The sequence below is a fragment of the Glycomyces sp. NPDC047010 genome, from assembly GCF_040644205.1.
Classification (GTDB): Bacteria; Actinomycetota; Actinomycetes; order Mycobacteriales; family Micromonosporaceae; genus Glycomyces.
Genome location: NZ_JBEYVY010000012.1, coordinates 70,386 through 87,531, shown reverse-complemented (window position 1 = coordinate 87,531; position 17,146 = coordinate 70,386). Strand labels below are relative to the sequence as shown.

Below are 17,146 nucleotides of genomic sequence, written 5' to 3'. Positions count from 1 at the left end.
GGGGAGGGCCGGGGCGGCCCTCCCCGCGGCATCAGGGCCCGTCCGCTGGACGGGCCCTGATGTGCGCCACGTTACAGTGACATGGTGATCGCGCGATCCCCTCATCGCCAGCGCCGGCGGACCAGCAGTGCGGCGACCCTCGCCGCCCTGAGGCTGTCGCGCCAGACCGGCGAGGCCCTCGCCGACGGGCTCACCGGCAAGGGCGCCCAAGTCGCCGCCCGCCGCCTCGCCCGGCTCCTCGCCGCCGACGCCGTCGCCCTCGCCGACTGCGAGCGCATCCTCGCCGTCGCCGGGAGCATCGACCCCGATGCGGCCCAGGCGCTCCTGACGGAGACCCTGGACGTCCTCGAACCAGTCACCGCACCGCCGCTGCGCGCCGCCCCGCTCGTGGTCTCCGGCGACCTGGCCGGGTGCCTGCTCGTCTCGGGGGACGTCAGCGACGCGGACCTCGCCGAGGCCGCCGACCTCGTCGTCCGGGCCCTCGACCACGCCGACCTGGTGCGCGCCCGCGAGCGCATCGCCGAAGCCGACCTGCGCACCCTCCGCGCCCAGATCTCCCCGCACTTCATGCACAACGCCCTGGCCGCCATCAGCGCCCACACCCGCACCGACCCCGAACGCGCCCGCGAGCTGCTCACCGACTTCTCCGACTACCTGCGCTACTCGTTCGCGGGCACCGGGGACTTCGCGACGGTCGCCGACGAGCTCCACGCCGTCCAGACCTACCTGGAGCTCCAGCGGGCCCGTTTCGACGACCGACTCGACATCACCGTGCGCATCGCCCCGGAGGTCCTGCCAGTGCCCATCCCGTTCCTGGTCGTCCAGCCGATCGTGGAGAACGCCGTCCGCCACGGCTTCGAGACCAAGCCCGGCACGGGCCACATCGCCGTGCGCGGCTTCTCGGAGGGGCCGCTGTGCGTCATCGAGGTGGAGGACGACGGCGACGGCATGGACCCCGACGTCGCGAAGGCGATCCTGACCGGCTCGCGCGCCGGGTCGGGCCGCGGTATCGGCCTCGCGAACGTGGACAAGCGCCTGCGGGCGGTCTACGGTCCCGAGTACGGCCTGTGGCTCGACACCGCCCCCGGCGCCGGGACCAAGGCCACCGTGCGAATCCCCCGCTATGCCAGAGGAGTCCACGCATGAGCGGCAACGGTCTGCGCGTCCTCGTAGTCGAGGACGAGTCCTCCACCCGCGCCGAGCTCGCCGGCCAGCTCGCGGAGCAGCCGAGCGTCGGCGAGGTCCAGTGCGCCGCAGGCGGAGACGAGGCGGTGCGCCTCCTCGGGGAGGGCACCTTCGACGCCGCGTTCCTCGACATCGCCATGCCCGGCCTCACCGGCATCGACGTGGCCCGCATCCTGCGGCGCCTCTCGCACCCTCCGGCGATCGTGTTCGTCACCGCCTACGACAATCACGCCGTGGAGGCGTTCGGCCTCGGTGCGGTCGACTACCTGCTCAAGCCCTTCCGGCCCGAGCGCCTCGCCGAAGCCGTCGCCCGCATCGGCCGCCGCCGCTCCGGCCCGGCCCCGGCGGGGGACAAGGCCGACGACCTGGCGGTCGTCCAGGTCGAGCTGGCGGGCCGGACCGTGTTCGTGCGCCGTGACGACATCGCCTACGCCGAGGCCCACGGGGACTACGTGCGCCTCCATTCGGGGCGACACTCGCACCTGCTCCGCCAGTCCCTCACCTATCTCGAAGAGGTCTGGGACGCAGCGGGATTCGTGCGCGCGCACCGGTCCTTCCTCGTCAACCTCGCCTCGATCACCGAGCTGCGGGTGACCTCGACCGCGGGTCTTGTGGCCGTCACCGGCGCCGGTGAAGTCCCCGTGAGCCGCCGCCACTCCCGTCTCCTCCGCGAGCGCCTCCTCCAAGCCGTCCGCGGAGACCAATGATCCAGAGGGTCCGCGTCACCAGCCCCCAGACCCGCCTCGCGCAACGGCGCGGGGCGGACGCCATGGGGCGGCTCAGCCACCTCGCCGGGCGGCCCGCGATCCCGTCCTCCGCGATCGACCTCGAAGCGGCGGAACGCGCCCTGCGGCGCCAGCGCCGCCTCGCCGTGCGCACCGCCGCCGCGCTCGGGATCGCCCTCGCCGTGCTCCTCGCGGCCGCCGCGCTCGTGCCCGGCCGCCTCGGCTGGGCCGTCCTGTTCTTCGCGCCCTACCCGGTGCTGCTCGCGCTGGCGGCCGTCCACGTGCGCCGCGCCGAGCGCGTCGAGGACGAGCACGCGCCGGACGGCCCCTGATGCTCGGCCTGGCCTCGATCACGCTGGTCCTCGTCTCCAGCGTCGTCATCGGCGTGTGGGGCGTGCGTGCCGCACGGTCCACTCCGGACTTCCTGGTCGCGTCCCGCTCGATCGTGCCCGGCTGGAACGCCCTCGCCATCGCGGGGGAGTACGTCTCGGCCGCTTCGGTCCTGGGCCTCGCGGGCCTGCTCGTCAAGAACGGCGTCGGCGCGATGTGGTACGCCGTGGGCTTCACCGCCGGGTACGTGCTCGTCGCGGCCCTCGTCGCCGGGCCCATGCGCCGCAGCGGCGCCTACACCGTCCCCGACTTCGCCGAATACCGGCTCGGCTCGCCGCGCATCCGCCGCATGTGCGGGCTCGTGGTCCTCGTGATCATGCTGCTGTACCTGCTGCCGCAGTTCAAGGCCGCCGGGGTGGTCCTCGAACTCGTCTCCGGCATCCCGTACTGGATCGGCGTCATCGGCGCCGGGCTCGTGGTCTCCTCGACCATCGCCGTCGGCGGGATGCGCTCGGCCACGTACGTGCAGGCGTTCCACTACCTAGTGAAGCTCGCGTTCATCGCGGGCCCCGCCGTCGTGCTCATCGTCCTCGCCGGGTCCGACCGCCGCGAGGCCGCGCTCGCCGCCCACGGCCCCGACCCGGACTGGGCCCGGCCGCTCCTGGACCTCGACGGCTCCGGGCACTCGCTCCTCGCGACCCTCTCGGTCCTGGTCGCGACCACGTTGGGCGCCATGGGACTCCCGCACGTCGTGATGCGCTTCCACACCGTCGCGGGCGCCCGCGCGGCCCGCCGCGTCGCCGTCTCGGTCATCATGCTGCTGAGCCTGTTCTACCTGTTCCCGGTCGTGTACGGGCTCCTCGGGCGCATCGCCGTGCCCGACCCGGAGGAGACCGACGTCGTTCCCGTCCTCGTCCCCGAGGCCATCGCCCCGGGCACGGTCGGCGCGGTCTTGACTGCGCTCGTCGCCGCGGGCGCGTTCGCGGCGTTTCTCTCGACGTCATCGGGGCTGCTCCTCGCGCTCGCCGGGGGCCTCTCGCACGACCTGTTCGGCGGCTCGCTCTCCAAGCTGCGCATGGGGGTCCTCGTCGGGACGGCGCTGGCGGTGGTGCTCTCGCTGCCCGCCGCCGACGTCGACATCAACGTCCTCGTCGGCTGGGCCTTCGCCGTCGCCGCCTCCACGTTCTGCCCGCTGCTCACCCTCGGCATCTGGTGGCGCGGCCTCACCGCGACCGGCGCGACCGCCGGGCTCCTCGTGGGCGCCGCCTCGTCCACCGGCGCGGCCCTCGCGTCCGTCATCCTCGACCTGCCGCCGGGCACCTGGTCGATCCTCCTCGCGCAGCCCGCGCTGTGGACGGTTCCCTTGGCGTTCCTCACGATGGCCGCCGCCTCCCGCCCCTCCTCCGTCCCCGACTGGGCCGGGGAAGCGGTCCTGCGCCTCCACGTGCCCGGCCGCTACTCGACCGGCGACACCGGCCCGATCCGCACCGGCCCGGCCCGCTCCGGAAATGGGTTCGACGGCGCCCGCCCCCTCCGGTAGCCTGGCCCGCATGTGGGGATCTCCTGGGCTCAGCGCGTGCGCCGCGTTCGGCCCGTGTTTCATGCGGCTCCGCGCGGCGGCCTAGGCCCCGCACGCGCACGCCTTCTCCCGGCTCCGGCCGGTTCTTGACGGTGCCATCTGACGGCACCCGCTGCGCCACTGCGCGGTCTGGGCGAATCGACGTTCCCGATTCGACCACTTCCGCAGAGGTATCCCATGTCCCGCAGCCATTCCCAGTACTCGCGCGCGTCCGACCGCAAGCGCCTGTCCCAGAACTTCCTGTCCGACCCGCACCTCGCGCGCCGCCTCACCGCCGACGTCGGCCCCGACGACCTCGTCGTCGAGGTCGGCCCCGGCGGCGGCATGCTCACCGCGCCGCTCCTGGACCGCGCCCGCCGCGTGCTCGCCTACGAGAAGGACCGCCACTTCGCCGACCGCCTCCGGTCCCGCTACGGGCACCTCGGCCACTTCCGGCTCCGCACCGGCGACTTCCGCGACGCCGAGCCGCCGCGCGAGCCGTTCCGCGTCGTCGCCAACGTGCCCTTCGCGATCACCACCGACATCGTCCGCTGGTGCCTCGACGCGCCCGACCTCACCACCGCGAGCCTCGTCGTCCAGCGCGAGTTCGCACGCAAGCACACGGGCGACTACGGCCGCTGGTCCAAGCTCGCCGTGGACGCCTGGCCCGAACACGAACTCGCCCTCGGCCTGCGCATCGGCCGCGAGCAGTTCCGGCCCGTCCCGAAGGTGGACGCCGCCGTCCTCCACCTCACCCGCCGCCCGAAGCCCCTGCTCCCCAGAAGGGCCCTCCGCGACTACCGCGACATGGTCGCCCTCGGCTTCACCGGCGTCGGCGGCTCCCTCGCCTCCTCACTGCGCCAGGCGGTCTCGGCCCGCGCCGCCGCCCGCGCCTGCGCCGAGGCCGGGATCGCCAAGGACGCCCCGGTCGGCCTCGTCCACCCCGACAAGTGGATCGCCCTGTACAAAGCACTCACCCGATAGGCGCAAGGGGGTGCCGGGCCGATGGCGCCGGGCGATTAAGGTTGAGATGCCCGGCCCGGTACCCCCTCTCTTGGAGCCGTTCATGAGCGAAGCGATCTGGATCGAGCTGATCAAGGTGCTGCCCGCCTTCCTCTGGATCGGTTTCGGCTTCATCGCCCTGGCCGTCGCCAAGCGCATCTTCACGCAGCAGGCGCCGAGGATGACGAAGGTCGAGACCCCTTGGGTCACGGTCGAACTCGCGCAGCAGGCCATCGAGGAGTCGTATGTCCGCGGTCCCGTGGCCGCGCTGCCCCAGCCCGACTGGAACGGCCCCCTGCCGCCCCTCCCGGTCCAGCCCGGCGGCTACGCGCCCCCGGACTTCGCGCCGCCGCCCACGATCGTCGCCCCCGACGACGACACCGCTGAGCCCGCCCGCCTGCGCCCCATGAACACCCCGCCCGCCGACGAGCCCGGTGACAACGGCGCCAAGCCCAAGACCAAGCCCGACGAGATCGCGGGCCCGCTCACCGAGCCCCGCCCGACCACCTACTACGCGCCGCCGCTCCCGGGCACGCAGGTCGGCTACCCCGGCGCGGTGCCCCTCGCCCCCTACCAGCAGCAGCCGGTCTACGGCGCCCCCGACGTCCAGCGCAGCCTCCGCGCGGCCTCCCGCCTCGCCTTCTCGTCCGACCTCCTCAACGGCAGCTCGATCCTCTGGGTCGACGACCACCCGGAGTGGAACAAAGCGCTGGCCCGCCTGTTCCGCACCGCCGGGATCGCCGTCAACTCCGTGGACTCGACCGAGGAGGCCGTGTGGGAGCTCCGGCGCAGGGACTACGACCTCGTCATCAGCGACCTGAGGCGCCAGACCGAGCCCGACGGGGACGAGGCCGGCGTCAAGCTCGCCGACCGCATGGTCGACGCGGGCATCCCCACCCCGGTCGTGATCTTCACCGACCACGCGAGGGCCCGAGCGATCACCCACCCCCGGGTCGCCGTCGCCACCGACAGCCCCGAGGAGCTGGTGGAGGCCGTCATCGACATCGTCGGCACCCGCCGCAGCCAGCAGTCCCAGAGCTCCGGCTCCGGCTGGATGGACCTCTTCTCCGGGAAGTAGCGCAGACGGAAGCGGCGGGCGGGGCCATTGTGTGGCCCCGCCCGCCGGTCTTCGTGTCGAGCTGTTGTCAGCTCCGCTTGTACTGCTCCCACCAGGTGAACGAACCCTTGTAGGCGCTGGGGGTGTTGTCGGCGGCGTGGCTGGCCAGCCCGTTCTTGCCGTAGAAGTAGTCGTGGACCTGCGCCCGCGCGACGGCCACCATGTCGGTGTCGCCCACCGCGTTCGCGTGGATGTGGTAGCTGAAGCCCTGCTCGGGGGTGCGCAGCCAGGCCGCGAAGCCGACGTCGCGGAGGGCCTTCACCGTCTGCCAGCGCTGCGTCGTGGACATGCCGCTGACGCTGATGTCGACGACGCCGCCGCCGTCGTGCGTGCCCGCAGAGGACGGGTTGCCGGTCGTGTAGGAGCCCTGCGTCAGGGCGAGGCTCCACGAGAGCTTCGCGTCGGCGGCGGCGAGCATGTTCTTGGTGCGGGTGTTGACCCGCCTGCCGCCGTAGGAGTCCGAGTTGGAGCCGATGCTGACCTGGCGGGTCACGGTGTAGATCCCGGTGTCGCTGCCGAGGCGGGTCAGCGAGGTGGGGCCGGGGATGCCGTTGGCGTCGATGCCGGTGTATCCGAGGGCCTTCTGCCACGCGGAGTACCCGGTGATCGTGGAGGTGCCGTAGTGGCCGTCGACCGCGGAGGTCGCGAGGTGGTTCTTGGCGTCGAGCGCCTGCTCGACGGCCTTCACCGAGGCCGCCGCGTTGAGCGTGGTGCCGGTGCCGGACTTCTGCGGGTCGACCATCGCGGCCACGAGCACGAGTTCCATGTCGACCGAGACCGCGGCGCTCGCGGACTGGAGTGCGAACACGGTCGGGACCGCGGCGGCGCCCACTGCGCCGCCGACCATGAGGGCCCGGGAGAGCACCCAGCGGCGGGAGCGGGGGATGCGCGGTTCATTGTGGGTCATGCGATTGCGTCCCTTCGGACTTCCTGTGCGGCGGCGCTGCTCGCCGCCGCTGACGGAGCGGGGATCGTTCGGGGGGTAGAGGATCGAATCGTGATTGAGACCATATCGAAGATTTTCTTCGTTGAGAAGGACTCGGATGAAACAAAACTCCACGTGACCGTCTCCGGACCGTCGCTCCGTGTCAAATGGACGGTCGCATTCCCGCTCAGGACGCCAGTGCGCTCACGTCCTCGGTGAACCGCTCCGGGGCGCTGAGGTGCGGATACCGGCCCGCAGTGCCGTACACGGCGCACTCCGCGCCGGGGATCCGCTCGGCGAGCCACGCCGCGTAGCCCGGCCGCGGCTCGGCGGAGAACACGGACAAATACCGGCACTTGACCTTCCGCGGTCCCGCGGTGACCTCCTCCAGCGCCGCGGCCGTGTCCTCGTCCGCCGCGGGCGCGTCGAGGGGCTGCTCGATGGCGGCCACGCCGTGGGCCACGTACCGGCACGCGAACAGCGAGGCGATGACCGCGGCCCGGCCGTGGGCCGCGATGACGGGCGCGCGGGTGCCCATGCGCGCGATGAACTCGGCGAGCGTCTCGGCGCGGTCGCCGATACGCCCGCCCGCGGGCAGGTCGAGCACGGCGACGGCGTGCGCGGTGGCGAGCCGCGCGGCGACCGGCCACCACGCGGACCGGTCCTCGCCGGTCTCGGTCAGCAGCAGGACGGGGCGGCCGGCGGCGCCCCACAGCTCGCCGGTCCACTCGGGGTCAAGCAGGTTTTCGGAATGCAGGGTCGGCAACAGAGTGCTCCAGTCGGGGAGTGCGGCAACGGGACGGCGCGCCGCAGAACCGCACTCAGTGCGCCGGCGCGCTGGCTGGGGTCACCGTCCTGCCGGTGGCGCCCGCCCCGCGCAGACCCAGGCCCCGAACTGGAGCGCGACAGAGCCGCGCCGTCCGGGCCCCGCGGAGACCCGGCCGGCCCCCGGCTCGCCGCCGCTCGCGATGAGCCCGGCGGCCTCGCGGACCGTCGTCAGGCAGCAGTGCCACACGAGGGACATGACGGCCCCGACGAGGCCGTACATGAGGAGCGCGATGACGAGGGACGCCCGGTCCGCGACGTGGCAGTGGCCGAGGATCCACACCGAGAGGGGATGGGCCGCGACCCACCCGAGGTACCCGAACGCGAGCACGGCGACGGCGGTGAACAGCTGCAAGCCGAACGCGCGCTGTCGGTGAATGGCGGTCCTCCCCGGGTTTCCCGGACATCGTAGACCATGGTTCGCGAGAACCCCTCGGATGCGCCCATTTCGCCCACCGGCCAACGAATTCGCAGGTCAAGGCTCACATCGGCGGTTAATCGATTGCCGGTTGTCGGACCCTCCCTTTACGCTCGGCAAGTGAGGTTCCTCCGTGCTCCCGAATACCCGCTCGCCGACCCCCTCCTCCCGGACGGCTCCCGCGGCGACCCGGCTTCGCCGAACGCAGTGAGGCGCGAACCTACGCATCCTCCGCGCACCCCGTGGCGCCTCCTCGCCTGGCTCGCCAGCCGCAACAAGGGCCTCGCGCTCAGCGCGCTCTTCACCTCCGGCCTCGCCCTCGGCTCGCTCCCGGTCCTGCCGTACTTCCTCACCGGCGCCGTCGACGGCGGCCTGCGCGAACGCGACTGGGGCACCCTGACGTTCTGGGCCTGCGGCATGATCCTCGCCGGGTTCGCCACCGCCGCGATGATCGTCTGGTCCCACCGCCTCACGGTCTACTGGCGCATGGACGCCTCGTACCGCACGCTCCAGCTCGCCACCCGCAAGGTGAACCGCCTCGGCGACGAGCTGCGCCGCAAGCTCACCACCGGCGAGGTGGTCTCCGTGGGCGCCACGGACATCAACCGGATCTCCTGGGCCGTGGACTCCCTCTCGCCGACCGCCGGGTGCCTCGTCGGCCTCGTCGCCGTCGGCGTCCTCCTCTTCAACACCTCGGTCGCCCTGGGCCTCACCATCTTCATCGGCGTGTTCCTCGTCGGCCTCGTCACCGGCCCGGTCCTGAACAAGCTCCAGGACCGCCAGGAGGCGTACCGCGAGCGCGTCGGCGACATCACCGGCCGCGCCTCCGACATCGTCTCGGGCCTGCGGGTCCTGCGCGGCATCGGCGGCGAGGCCCGCTTCACCGCCTCCTACCGCAAGGACTCCGAGGCCCTGCGCGAGGCCGGGTACAAGGTCGCCGCCCCGCAGGCGTGGCTCAACGCCCTCGGCGAGGGCACCCCCGCGGTCCTCCTCGGCGTCGTCATCTGGATCGCCGCCCGCCAGGTCGCCGCCGGGGACCTCACGCCCGGCCAGATGGTCGCCGCCTTCGGGTACACCAGCGCGCTCCTGCTGCCGGTCCACTGGCTCATCGGCTGCACCTACCGGATCATCGAGGGCCGCGTCGCCGCCGGGAAGGTCTGCGAGCTGCTCAACACCCCCGAACGCGACGCCCCCGCCGAGACCCTCCCCGGCCCCGCCACCGGCGCCGGGCTCCACGACCCCGAATCCGGACTCACAGTCGCAGGCGGCGAGCTCCTCGCCGTCGCCTCCGCGGACTCCGAGCAGGTCGCCCGCGTCTTCGACCGCCTCGGCGGCTACGCCGACTCCGAGGCCCGCTTCGGAGACGTCCCCGTCGCCGTGCTCGACCGCGACGAACTCCACCGCCGCGTCCTCGTCGCCGACCACGACGCGTACCTGTTCGCGGGCACCCTCGCGGCCGCGATCGGCGCCCGGGACGGCGGCGACCGCGTCGCCGCCGCCATCGAGGCCGCCTCCGCCGCCGACGTCGTCGAGTCCCTCCCGCAGGGCCTGGACTCCGAGCTCGACAACCAGGCCCGCACGCTCTCCGGCGGGCAGCGCCAGCGCCTGCGCCTGGCCCGCGCCGTCGCGGCCGCCCCCGAGGCGCTCCTGCTCCACGAGCCGACCTCCGCGGTCGACTCGCACACCGAGGCCCGCATCGTGGACCGGCTCTCCGAGACCCGCGCCGGGCTCGCCACCGCGGTCGCCACCACCTCGCCGCTGTGGCTCGGCCGCGCCGACCGCGTCGCGTTCGTCCAGGGCGGCAAGGTCATCGCCACCGGCTCGCACCACGACCTGGCCGCCGAGCACCCCGACTACCGCGCACTCGTCTCCCGGGAGGAAGCATGACCACCAAGGCGCCCGAGCGCACCGCGTCCGGCCAGCTGCCCGTCGCCGACACCCCGGCGGTGCGCCGCGCCTTCCTGCGCCTGCTCCTGTCCGAGAAGCGCCGCGCCGCCGCCGCGATCGGCCTGCACCTGGTCGCCGCGGTCGCCGCCGCCGTCGCGCCGCTCCTCCTCGGCGAGATGCTCGACAAGCTCGCCGCCGGAGAGGGCGCCGGGGTCATCGACGAGCTCGCGCTCGGCCTCATCGGCTCGATCGTCGCCGTCGTCGCGTTCACCTGGCTCGGCACGTTCGTGTCCCACCGCCTCGGCGAGAAGCTCTCCGCGCGGATGCGCGTCGAGTTCGTCGACCGCGCCCTGCGCCTGCCGATGCCCGTGGTCGAGCAGGCCGGGTCCGGCGACCTCATGACCCGCTCCTCCGCGGACGTCCCCGAGGCCGGGGTCCTGTTCCGCGACGGCCTCCCGCAGATCATCGTCTCGGTCCTCAAGGTGATCGTGTTCCTCGCCGCGATGCTCTGGGCCAGCCCCGTCCTCGGCCTGTGCATGCTCGTCGTCGCCCCCGGCCTGGTCGTCGGCACCCGCTGGTACCTCAAGCGCGCCCGCAACGGCTACCTCGCCGAACGCCAGGCCGAGTCCGGCATCGGCGACACCATCGGCGCCTCCGCCGACGGCGCCCGCACCACCGAGACCTACCGCCTCCGCGGCCAGCGCGACGGCGCCGGGGACGCCACGGTCGCCCGCCACTGGGGCGCCGCCCGCTACACGCTCTACCTGCGCAGTGTCTTCTTCCCGTTCCTCGACGGCTCCTACGCGCTGCCCACCGCCGCGGTCCTCCTCGTCGGCGGCGCGCTCTACTTCGACGGCTCGATCACCCTCGGCACCGTCGCGTCCTGCGCGGTGCTGACCCGCCAGATCATGTTCCCGATCGACCACATCCTCATGTGGGTCGAGAAGGTCCAGCGCGGCTTCGCGGCCATGTCCCGCATCGAGGGCGTCGCCGAAGCCGAGGACACCGAGGCGAACGCGACCACCGAGCGGCCCGTGGACGGCACCGTGGACCTCATCGACGTGCGCTACGCGTACCCGTCCGGCGTGCGCGACGTCCTCCACGGCGTCAGCCTCTCCGTCCCCGCGGGCCAGCGCCTCGCTGTCGTCGGCCCCTCCGGCGCCGGGAAGTCCACGCTCGCGCGGCTCATCTCCGGCTCCGACACGCCCCGCGAGGGCCGCGCGGCCATCGGCGGCGTCGACGTCGCCGCGCTCCCGCTGGACGAGCGCCGCCGCCGCGTCACCCTCGTCACCCAGGAGCACCACGTCTTCACGGCCTCCCTGCGCGACAACCTGATCCTCGCGAAGGCCGAGGCCACCGACCAGGAGCTGAAGGACGCGCTCGCCGCGGTCGGCGCCGACTGGGCCTTCGACCTGCCCGAGGGCCTCGACACGGCCCTGGGCGGCAAGGCCCGCGAGCTCGACGCCGCTTCCGCGCAGCAGATCGCCTTGGCGCGCATCATCCTCGCCGACCCCGACGTGGTCATCCTGGACGAGGCCACCGCGATGCTCGACCCGCGGGCCGCCCGCGACACCGAGCGGGCCCTGGCCGCGGTCCTGGAGGGCCGCACCGTGATCGCCATCGCGCACCGGCTCCACACCGCGCACGACGCCGACCGCATCGCCGTCGTGGAGGACGGCCGCGTCGCCGAACTGGGGAACCACGACGAGCTCATCGCGCTCGACGGCCACTACGCGGGACTCTGGCGGGCCTGGCACGGCGAGCCCGAGCACCGCGACGAGGACCTGGCCGCAGTGGGGAATCCGTTGTAAGACAGAGAAATGGGCCCCGAGCGAAAAGCCCGGGGCCCGTACTGGTCCGAGAACACCACCACAAGTCGGAACACCCACCGACTCGTTCTTAGCAAGGAAACAGAAAGGAAACCAGGAAACCCGTTCCGAACCAGTACCGAGAGAGTATCACGTCACATTCGCCGTGGCTAGGGGTGCCGTATCCACCCCGCTCGATCCGTGCCGACCCGTTTCCGCGACCCGCCGCCCGCACCCCGCCGCACCGGACCGTCCGCGGCGCTATGACCCGTCCGCGCCCCGGCCGTGCCCGCCTCGGGCCGCCGCCGCGCACGGCCTAGACTCGACTGGTCTTCCCGCAGCTAGTAACCGTTAGGAAACACCTGTCGTGAGTACGATTTCACGCGAGGAAGTCGCGCACCTGGCGCGGCTGGCCCGCCTTGAGGTCACCGATGACGAGCTCGACGCCTTCGCCGGACAGCTCGACGTCATCCTCCAGTCGATGAAGACGCTCGCCGAAGTGGACACGGACGGCGTCCAGCCGACCTCGCACGCGGTGCCGCTGGTGAACGTGTTCCGGGAAGACCAGCCCCAGCCGTCCCTGCCCCGCGACGCCGTCCTCGCCGGCGGCCCCGACACCGCCGAGGACCGCTTCCGCGTCCCGCGCATCCTGGACGAGGAGTCCTGATGTCCCGCATCATCGACCGGACCGCCGCCGAACTCGCCGCGGACATCCGCGAGGGCCGCCTGACCTCCGTCGAGGTCACCACCGCGTTCCTCGACCGCATCGCCGCCGTGGACGGCACCGTCAAGGCGTTCCTGCACGTCGACCGCGACGGCGCGCTCGCCGTCGCCGCCGAAGTCGACGCCGCCGTCGCCGCCGGCCAGGACCTCGGCCCGCTCGCGGGCGTCCCCATCGCGATCAAGGACGTCGTGGTCACCAAGGGCCTCCCGACCACCGCGGCCTCCAAGATCCTCGAAGGCTGGATCCCGCCCTACGACGCCACGATCGTCGAGCGCATCAAGGCCGCGAAGATGCCGATCCTCGGCAAGACGAACATGGACGAGTTCGCCATGGGCTCCTCCACCGAGTACTCCGCGTACTTCAAGACCCTGAACCCGTGGGACACCGGCCGCATCCCCGGCGGCTCCGGCGGCGGGTCCGCCGCGGCCGTCGCCGCGAAGATGGCCCCCCTCGCCATCGGCACCGACACCGGCGGCTCGATCCGCCAGCCCGGCGCCGTCACCGGCACCTTCGGCGCCAAGCCCACCTACGGCGGCAACTCCCGCTACGGGCTCATCGCCTTCTCCTCCTCGCTCGACACGCCCGGCCCGGTGTCCCGCAACGCCCTCGACGGCGCGCTCCTCCACGAGGTCATCTCCGGGTACGACCCGCGCGACTCGACCTCCATCGACGCGCCCGTCCCGCCCGTCGTGGAGGCCGCCAGGGCCGGGGCGAACGGCGACCTCACCGGCGTCAAGCTCGGCGTCGTCAAGGAGTTCAAGGAGGGCGCCGACGCGGCCGAGCCCGGCGTCGTCGCCGCCTACGAGGCCGGCGTGGAGCAGCTCGTCAAGCTCGGCGCCGAGATCGTCGAGGTCTCCTGCCCGTCGTTCGCGTACGCGCTGCCGACCTACTACCTGATCGCCCCCTCCGAGGCGTCCTCGAACCTGGCCCGCTACGACGGCGTCCGCTACGGCCTGCGCGCCGGGGACGACGGCGAGCACTCGCTCGAAGAGGTCATGAGCCTCACCCGCGAAGCCGGGTTCGGCCCGGAGGTCAAGCGCCGCATCATCCTCGGCACCTACGCGCTCAGCGCCGGGTACGTGGACGCGTTCTACGGCAAGGCCCAGAAGGTCCGCACGCTCATCAAGCAGGACTTCGAGAAGGCCTTCGCCTCCGTCGACGCCATCATCAGCCCGACCACGCCGTTCATCGCGTTCGAGTTCGGCGCCCGCACCGGCGACCCGTACCAGATGTACCTCGCCGACCTCTACACGATCCCGACGAACATGTACGGCGGCCCCGGCGTCTCCGTCCCCGTCGGCCTCTCCGAGGGCATGCCCGTGGGCCTCCAGGTCATGGGCCCGGTCCTGGGCGACGACATCACCTACCGCGTCGCCGCCGCCCTGGAGTCCACCCAGGACGTGCTCCTCGCCGACACCGCCCCCGAGATCGAAGGGAAGTAGCCCGATGACGAAACTCAACACGTTCGAGCAGGCCGTCGAGACCTACGAGCCCGTCCTCGGCCTCGAAACCCACATCGAGCTCGACACGCGCACCAAGATGTTCTGCGGCTGCTCCACGACCTTCGGCGCCGAGCCCAACACCCAGGTCTGCCCCGTCTGCCTGGCCCTCCCCGGCGCCCTCCCGGTCGCCAACCGGGCCGCCGTCGAGGCCACCATCAAGATCGGCCTCGCGCTCAACTGCCGCATCGCCGAATGGACGCGCTTCGCCCGGAAGAACTACTTCTACCCGGACATGCCGAAGAACTTCCAGACCACCCAGTACGAGGAGCCGCTCTGCGAGGAGGGCTACGTCGACGTCACCGTCGAGGGCAAGCCCTACCGCATCGAGATCGAGCGCGTCCACCTCGAAGAGGACACCGGTAAGACCCTCCACGTCGGCGGCGCGACCGGTCGCATCCACGGCGCCACCGAGTCCTTCGTGGACTACAACCGGGCCGGCATCCCGCTGGTGGAGATCGTCACCAAGCCCGTCCCGGGTACCGGCGCGCTGGCCCCCGAGGTCGCCCGCGCCTACGTCACCGAGCTGCGCGACATCGTGCGCTCCCTCGGCGTCTCCGACGTGCGCATGGAGCAGGGCTCGATGCGCTGCGACGTCAACCTCTCGCTCGGCAAGCCGGGGGAGGAGTGGGGCACCCGCACCGAGACCAAGAACGTCAACTCGCTGCGCAGCGTCGAGCGCGCCGTCCGCTACGAGGTGCGCCGCCAGTCCGCGCTCCTCGACGAGGGCGTCCGGATCATCCAGGAGACCCGCCACTTCCAGGAGACGGACGGGTCGACCAACCCCGGCCGGTCCAAAGAGGAGGCGACCGACTACCGGTACTTCCCCGAGCCGGACCTGGCCGTCATGGAGCCGTCCCGCGAATGGGTCGAGCAGCTCCGAGCCAGCCTCCCCGAGCCGCCGCGCAAGCGCCGCGAGCGCCTCCAGGCCGAGTGGTCCCTGGCCGACAAGGAGATGCAGTCGGTGGTCAACGCCGACGCCGTCGAGCTGATCGAGTCCACCATCGCCGCCGGGGCCGGCCCCGCGGGCGCCGTCAAGTGGTGGCTCGGCGAGCTGTCCCGCCGCGCCAACGAGTCCGGCGAGGAGCTCGCCGCGCTCGCCATCACGCCCGCGCAGGTCGCCGAGCTCCAGGCCATGGTCGACGACGGGCGCCTGAACGACAAGCTCGCCCGCCAGGTCATCGACGGCGTCCTCGCCGGAGAGGGCTCCCCGGCCGACGTCGCCGCCAAGCGCGGCCTGGAGGTCGTCTCCGACACCGGCGCGCTCGAAGCGGCCGTCGACGAGGCCATCGCCGCCAACCCGGCCGTCGCCGACAAGATCCGCGGCGGCACCCACGCGGCCGCCGGCGTCCTCATCGGCGCCGTCATGAAGGCCACCAAGGGCCAGGCCGACGCCGGGACGGTCCGCCAGATCATCCTGGACAGGCTGAGCTAGTCCACCACCGTGAAAGGCCGGGCGACACGCCCGGCCTTTTCGCGTTCACTGTCCGTTTGATTCCAGTGTGAGCTGCGAGTCTCCGGGTACCCCGTAGAGCGATGTTGTTCACAAGGGATGGGTATCCTGGAGCGGTCAGGTGCACTGCTACCCGAGGAGGTGAGGGCCATGGGCGACGACCCCGGATCCAGTCGAGATACGACCGCGTTCTTCTCATTTGGCTTTCACCGTGCCTCGCGCCCTCTTATCGTAGAGCGGGCGGCCTGACCAGCGTTTTCTGCTGACACGTCGAGGGGCACGGCCCTTTCCTCGTGTTAGGAGGTGGCTGACGCATGGCGACGACCATCCAGCCCATTTCGCCCGCGGCAGTCGACGAACTCGCCGCACTCCGGCTCGAACTCGCCGACTTCTCGACCGTCGAACTCGTCGAAGAGCTCCCCCGCATGGACCTGGCCGACCAGGCGCTCAGGTTCCGCCTGCTGCCCAAGGACCGCGCGCTCGTCGTCTTCGAGGAGCTCGACCCGGTCCACCAGCAGGAGCTCATCGACGGGCTCAAGACCGACTTCGTGCGCGAGCTGCTCGAATCCATGGAGGCCGACGACCGGGCCAAGCTCTTCGACGAGATGCCCGCCAAGGTCGCGACCCGCTTCCAGTCGCAGCTCAGCGCCGCCGACCGGCGCCAGACCGCCCAGCTCCTCGGGTACGAGCCCGAGTCCGCCGGGCGCATCATGACGCCCGACTACGTGTCGCTGCGCGCGTCCATGACCGCCGCCGCCGCGATCGAGCGCATCCGGCACCTGCGCGAGCGGCCCCGGCACCTCGACGTGCTGCCGGTGACCGACGGGCACCGCAAGCTCCTCGGCACCGTCACCCTCGCCGACCTCGTCAGCGCCGACCCCGACACCGAGGTCGCCGACCTCATCGCCAGCGAGCACTACCAGGTCTCCACCGACACCGACCAGGAGGAGGCCGCGCGCCTCATCCAGGAGGCCAACCTCAACGCGCTCCCCGTCGTCGACCACGAGGACCGCCTCGTCGGCCTCATCACCTGGGACGACGCCATGGAGGTCCTCGAAGCCGAGGACACCGAGGACGTCGCCCGCAGCGCCGGCGCCGAGCCGCTGGACCGGCCGTACCTGTCGGCCGGCGTGTTCATGCTGGCGCGCAAGCGCGCCGTGTGGCTGCTCGTCCTCGCCGTCTCGGCCTCGCTCACCGTCACCGTGCTCAACTACTACGAGACGTACCTTGCGAACGTCACCGTCCTCGCGGTCTTCATCTCGCTGCTCACCGGCACCGGCGGGAACTCCGGGTCGCAGGCGTCGGTGACGATCATCCGCGCCATGGCCGTCGGCGAGGTCCGTTTCTCCGACGCCTTCCGGATCACCTGGCGCGAGTCGCGCGTGGGCTTCGTCCTCGGCACGCTGCTCGCGCTCGTCGGCGGGCCCGTCGTCGGGTTCGTCTACGGCTGGGACATCGGGCTCATCATCGCGATCACCCTGCTGGTCATCTGCACGTGGTCCACGTTCGTCGGCTCGCTGCTGCCGCTCCTGGCGAAGAAAGTGGGCATCGACCCGGCCCTCGTGTCGGCCCCGATGGTCTCGACCCTGTGCGACGCGACCGGCCTGCTCATCTACTTCTCGGTGGCCGCGCTGGTCCTCGGCCCGGCCCTCACCGGCTGAGCCGCGAGCGAAAAGCCCCCGGTGCCGTG

Annotated in this window: 15 protein-coding genes; 12 read left to right on the top strand and 3 right to left on the bottom strand. The window is 72.3% G+C overall.

What is annotated here, in order from left to right:
• The first annotated feature begins 81 nt into the window (after positions 1–81).
• The 6 genes from AB0A65_RS22575 (at position 82) to AB0A65_RS22550 (ending at position 5,878) form a co-directional block, all read left to right on the top strand.
• Positions 82–1,146 carry a histidine kinase gene (locus AB0A65_RS22575; protein WP_359954083.1) on the top strand — a complete coding sequence of 355 codons (1,065 nt, stop codon included), beginning with the start codon at positions 82–84 and terminating at the stop codon, positions 1,144–1,146.
• Positions 1,143–1,892, top strand: coding sequence for a LytTR family DNA-binding domain-containing protein (locus AB0A65_RS22570; protein ID WP_359954081.1), 750 nt, complete (start codon positions 1,143–1,145; stop codon positions 1,890–1,892). The genes AB0A65_RS22575 and AB0A65_RS22570 overlap by 4 nt, the downstream gene beginning before the upstream one ends.
• A complete protein-coding gene (locus tag AB0A65_RS22565; protein ID WP_359954079.1) occupies positions 1,889–2,242 on the top strand; it encodes a hypothetical protein in 354 nt (117 codons plus the stop codon). The genes AB0A65_RS22570 and AB0A65_RS22565 overlap by 4 nt, the downstream gene beginning before the upstream one ends.
• Positions 2,242–3,780, top strand: a complete 1,539-nt coding sequence (locus AB0A65_RS22560; RefSeq protein WP_359954077.1) for a cation acetate symporter — start codon at positions 2,242–2,244, stop codon at positions 3,778–3,780. Before AB0A65_RS22565 ends, AB0A65_RS22560 begins: the two co-directional genes overlap by 1 nt.
• A gap of 216 nt (positions 3,781–3,996) precedes the next feature.
• Positions 3,997–4,782, top strand: coding sequence for a 23S ribosomal RNA methyltransferase Erm (gene erm, locus AB0A65_RS22555; protein WP_359954075.1), 786 nt, complete (start codon positions 3,997–3,999; stop codon positions 4,780–4,782).
• Between the two features lie 82 nt (positions 4,783–4,864).
• Entirely contained in the window at positions 4,865–5,878 is a 1,014-nt protein-coding gene (locus AB0A65_RS22550) for a response regulator (protein ID WP_359954073.1), read from the top strand.
• A gap of 67 nt (positions 5,879–5,945) precedes the next feature.
• On the opposite strand, the gene AB0A65_RS22545 is transcribed toward AB0A65_RS22550, so the two are convergent.
• The 3 genes from AB0A65_RS22545 to AB0A65_RS22535 form a co-directional block, all read right to left on the bottom strand.
• Complete coding sequence (locus AB0A65_RS22545) at positions 5,946–6,824, bottom strand: peptidoglycan-binding protein (protein WP_359954071.1); 879 nt, start codon at positions 6,822–6,824, stop codon at positions 5,946–5,948.
• Positions 6,825–7,029: 205 nt separating this feature from the next.
• Entirely contained in the window at positions 7,030–7,608 is a 579-nt protein-coding gene (locus AB0A65_RS22540; protein WP_359954069.1) for a hypothetical protein, read from the bottom strand.
• Between the two features lie 81 nt (positions 7,609–7,689).
• Positions 7,690–8,022 carry a hypothetical protein gene (locus AB0A65_RS22535; protein ID WP_359954067.1) on the bottom strand — a complete coding sequence of 111 codons (333 nt, stop codon included), beginning with the start codon at positions 8,020–8,022 and terminating at the stop codon, positions 7,690–7,692.
• Positions 8,023–8,205: 183 nt separating this feature from the next.
• Between AB0A65_RS22535 and AB0A65_RS22530 the strand changes: the two genes are divergently transcribed.
• From AB0A65_RS22530 to mgtE, 6 genes are all read left to right on the top strand, one after another.
• Positions 8,206–9,972 carry an ABC transporter ATP-binding protein gene (locus AB0A65_RS22530; RefSeq protein ID WP_359954065.1) on the top strand — a complete coding sequence of 589 codons (1,767 nt, stop codon included), beginning with the start codon at positions 8,206–8,208 and terminating at the stop codon, positions 9,970–9,972.
• Positions 9,969–11,783 carry an ABC transporter ATP-binding protein gene (locus tag AB0A65_RS22525; protein ID WP_359954063.1) on the top strand — a complete coding sequence of 605 codons (1,815 nt, stop codon included), beginning with the start codon at positions 9,969–9,971 and terminating at the stop codon, positions 11,781–11,783. Before AB0A65_RS22530 ends, AB0A65_RS22525 begins: the two co-directional genes overlap by 4 nt.
• A 364-nt stretch (positions 11,784–12,147) precedes the next feature.
• Positions 12,148–12,447, top strand: coding sequence for an Asp-tRNA(Asn)/Glu-tRNA(Gln) amidotransferase subunit GatC (gatC, locus tag AB0A65_RS22520; protein ID WP_359954061.1), 300 nt, complete (start codon positions 12,148–12,150; stop codon positions 12,445–12,447).
• On the top strand, positions 12,447–13,946 hold the full coding sequence (gatA, locus tag AB0A65_RS22515; protein WP_359954059.1) for an Asp-tRNA(Asn)/Glu-tRNA(Gln) amidotransferase subunit GatA: 1,500 nt from the start codon (positions 12,447–12,449) through the stop codon (positions 13,944–13,946). The genes gatC and gatA overlap by 1 nt, the downstream gene beginning before the upstream one ends.
• A 4-nt stretch (positions 13,947–13,950) precedes the next feature.
• Complete coding sequence (gene gatB / locus AB0A65_RS22510) at positions 13,951–15,438, top strand: Asp-tRNA(Asn)/Glu-tRNA(Gln) amidotransferase subunit GatB (protein WP_359954057.1); 1,488 nt, start codon at positions 13,951–13,953, stop codon at positions 15,436–15,438.
• A gap of 332 nt (positions 15,439–15,770) precedes the next feature.
• Positions 15,771–17,117: a magnesium transporter gene (gene mgtE, locus AB0A65_RS22505; protein ID WP_359954055.1), complete on the top strand. Its 1,347-nt coding sequence runs from the start codon at positions 15,771–15,773 to the stop codon at positions 17,115–17,117.
• The last annotated feature ends 29 nt before the right edge of the window (positions 17,118–17,146 follow it).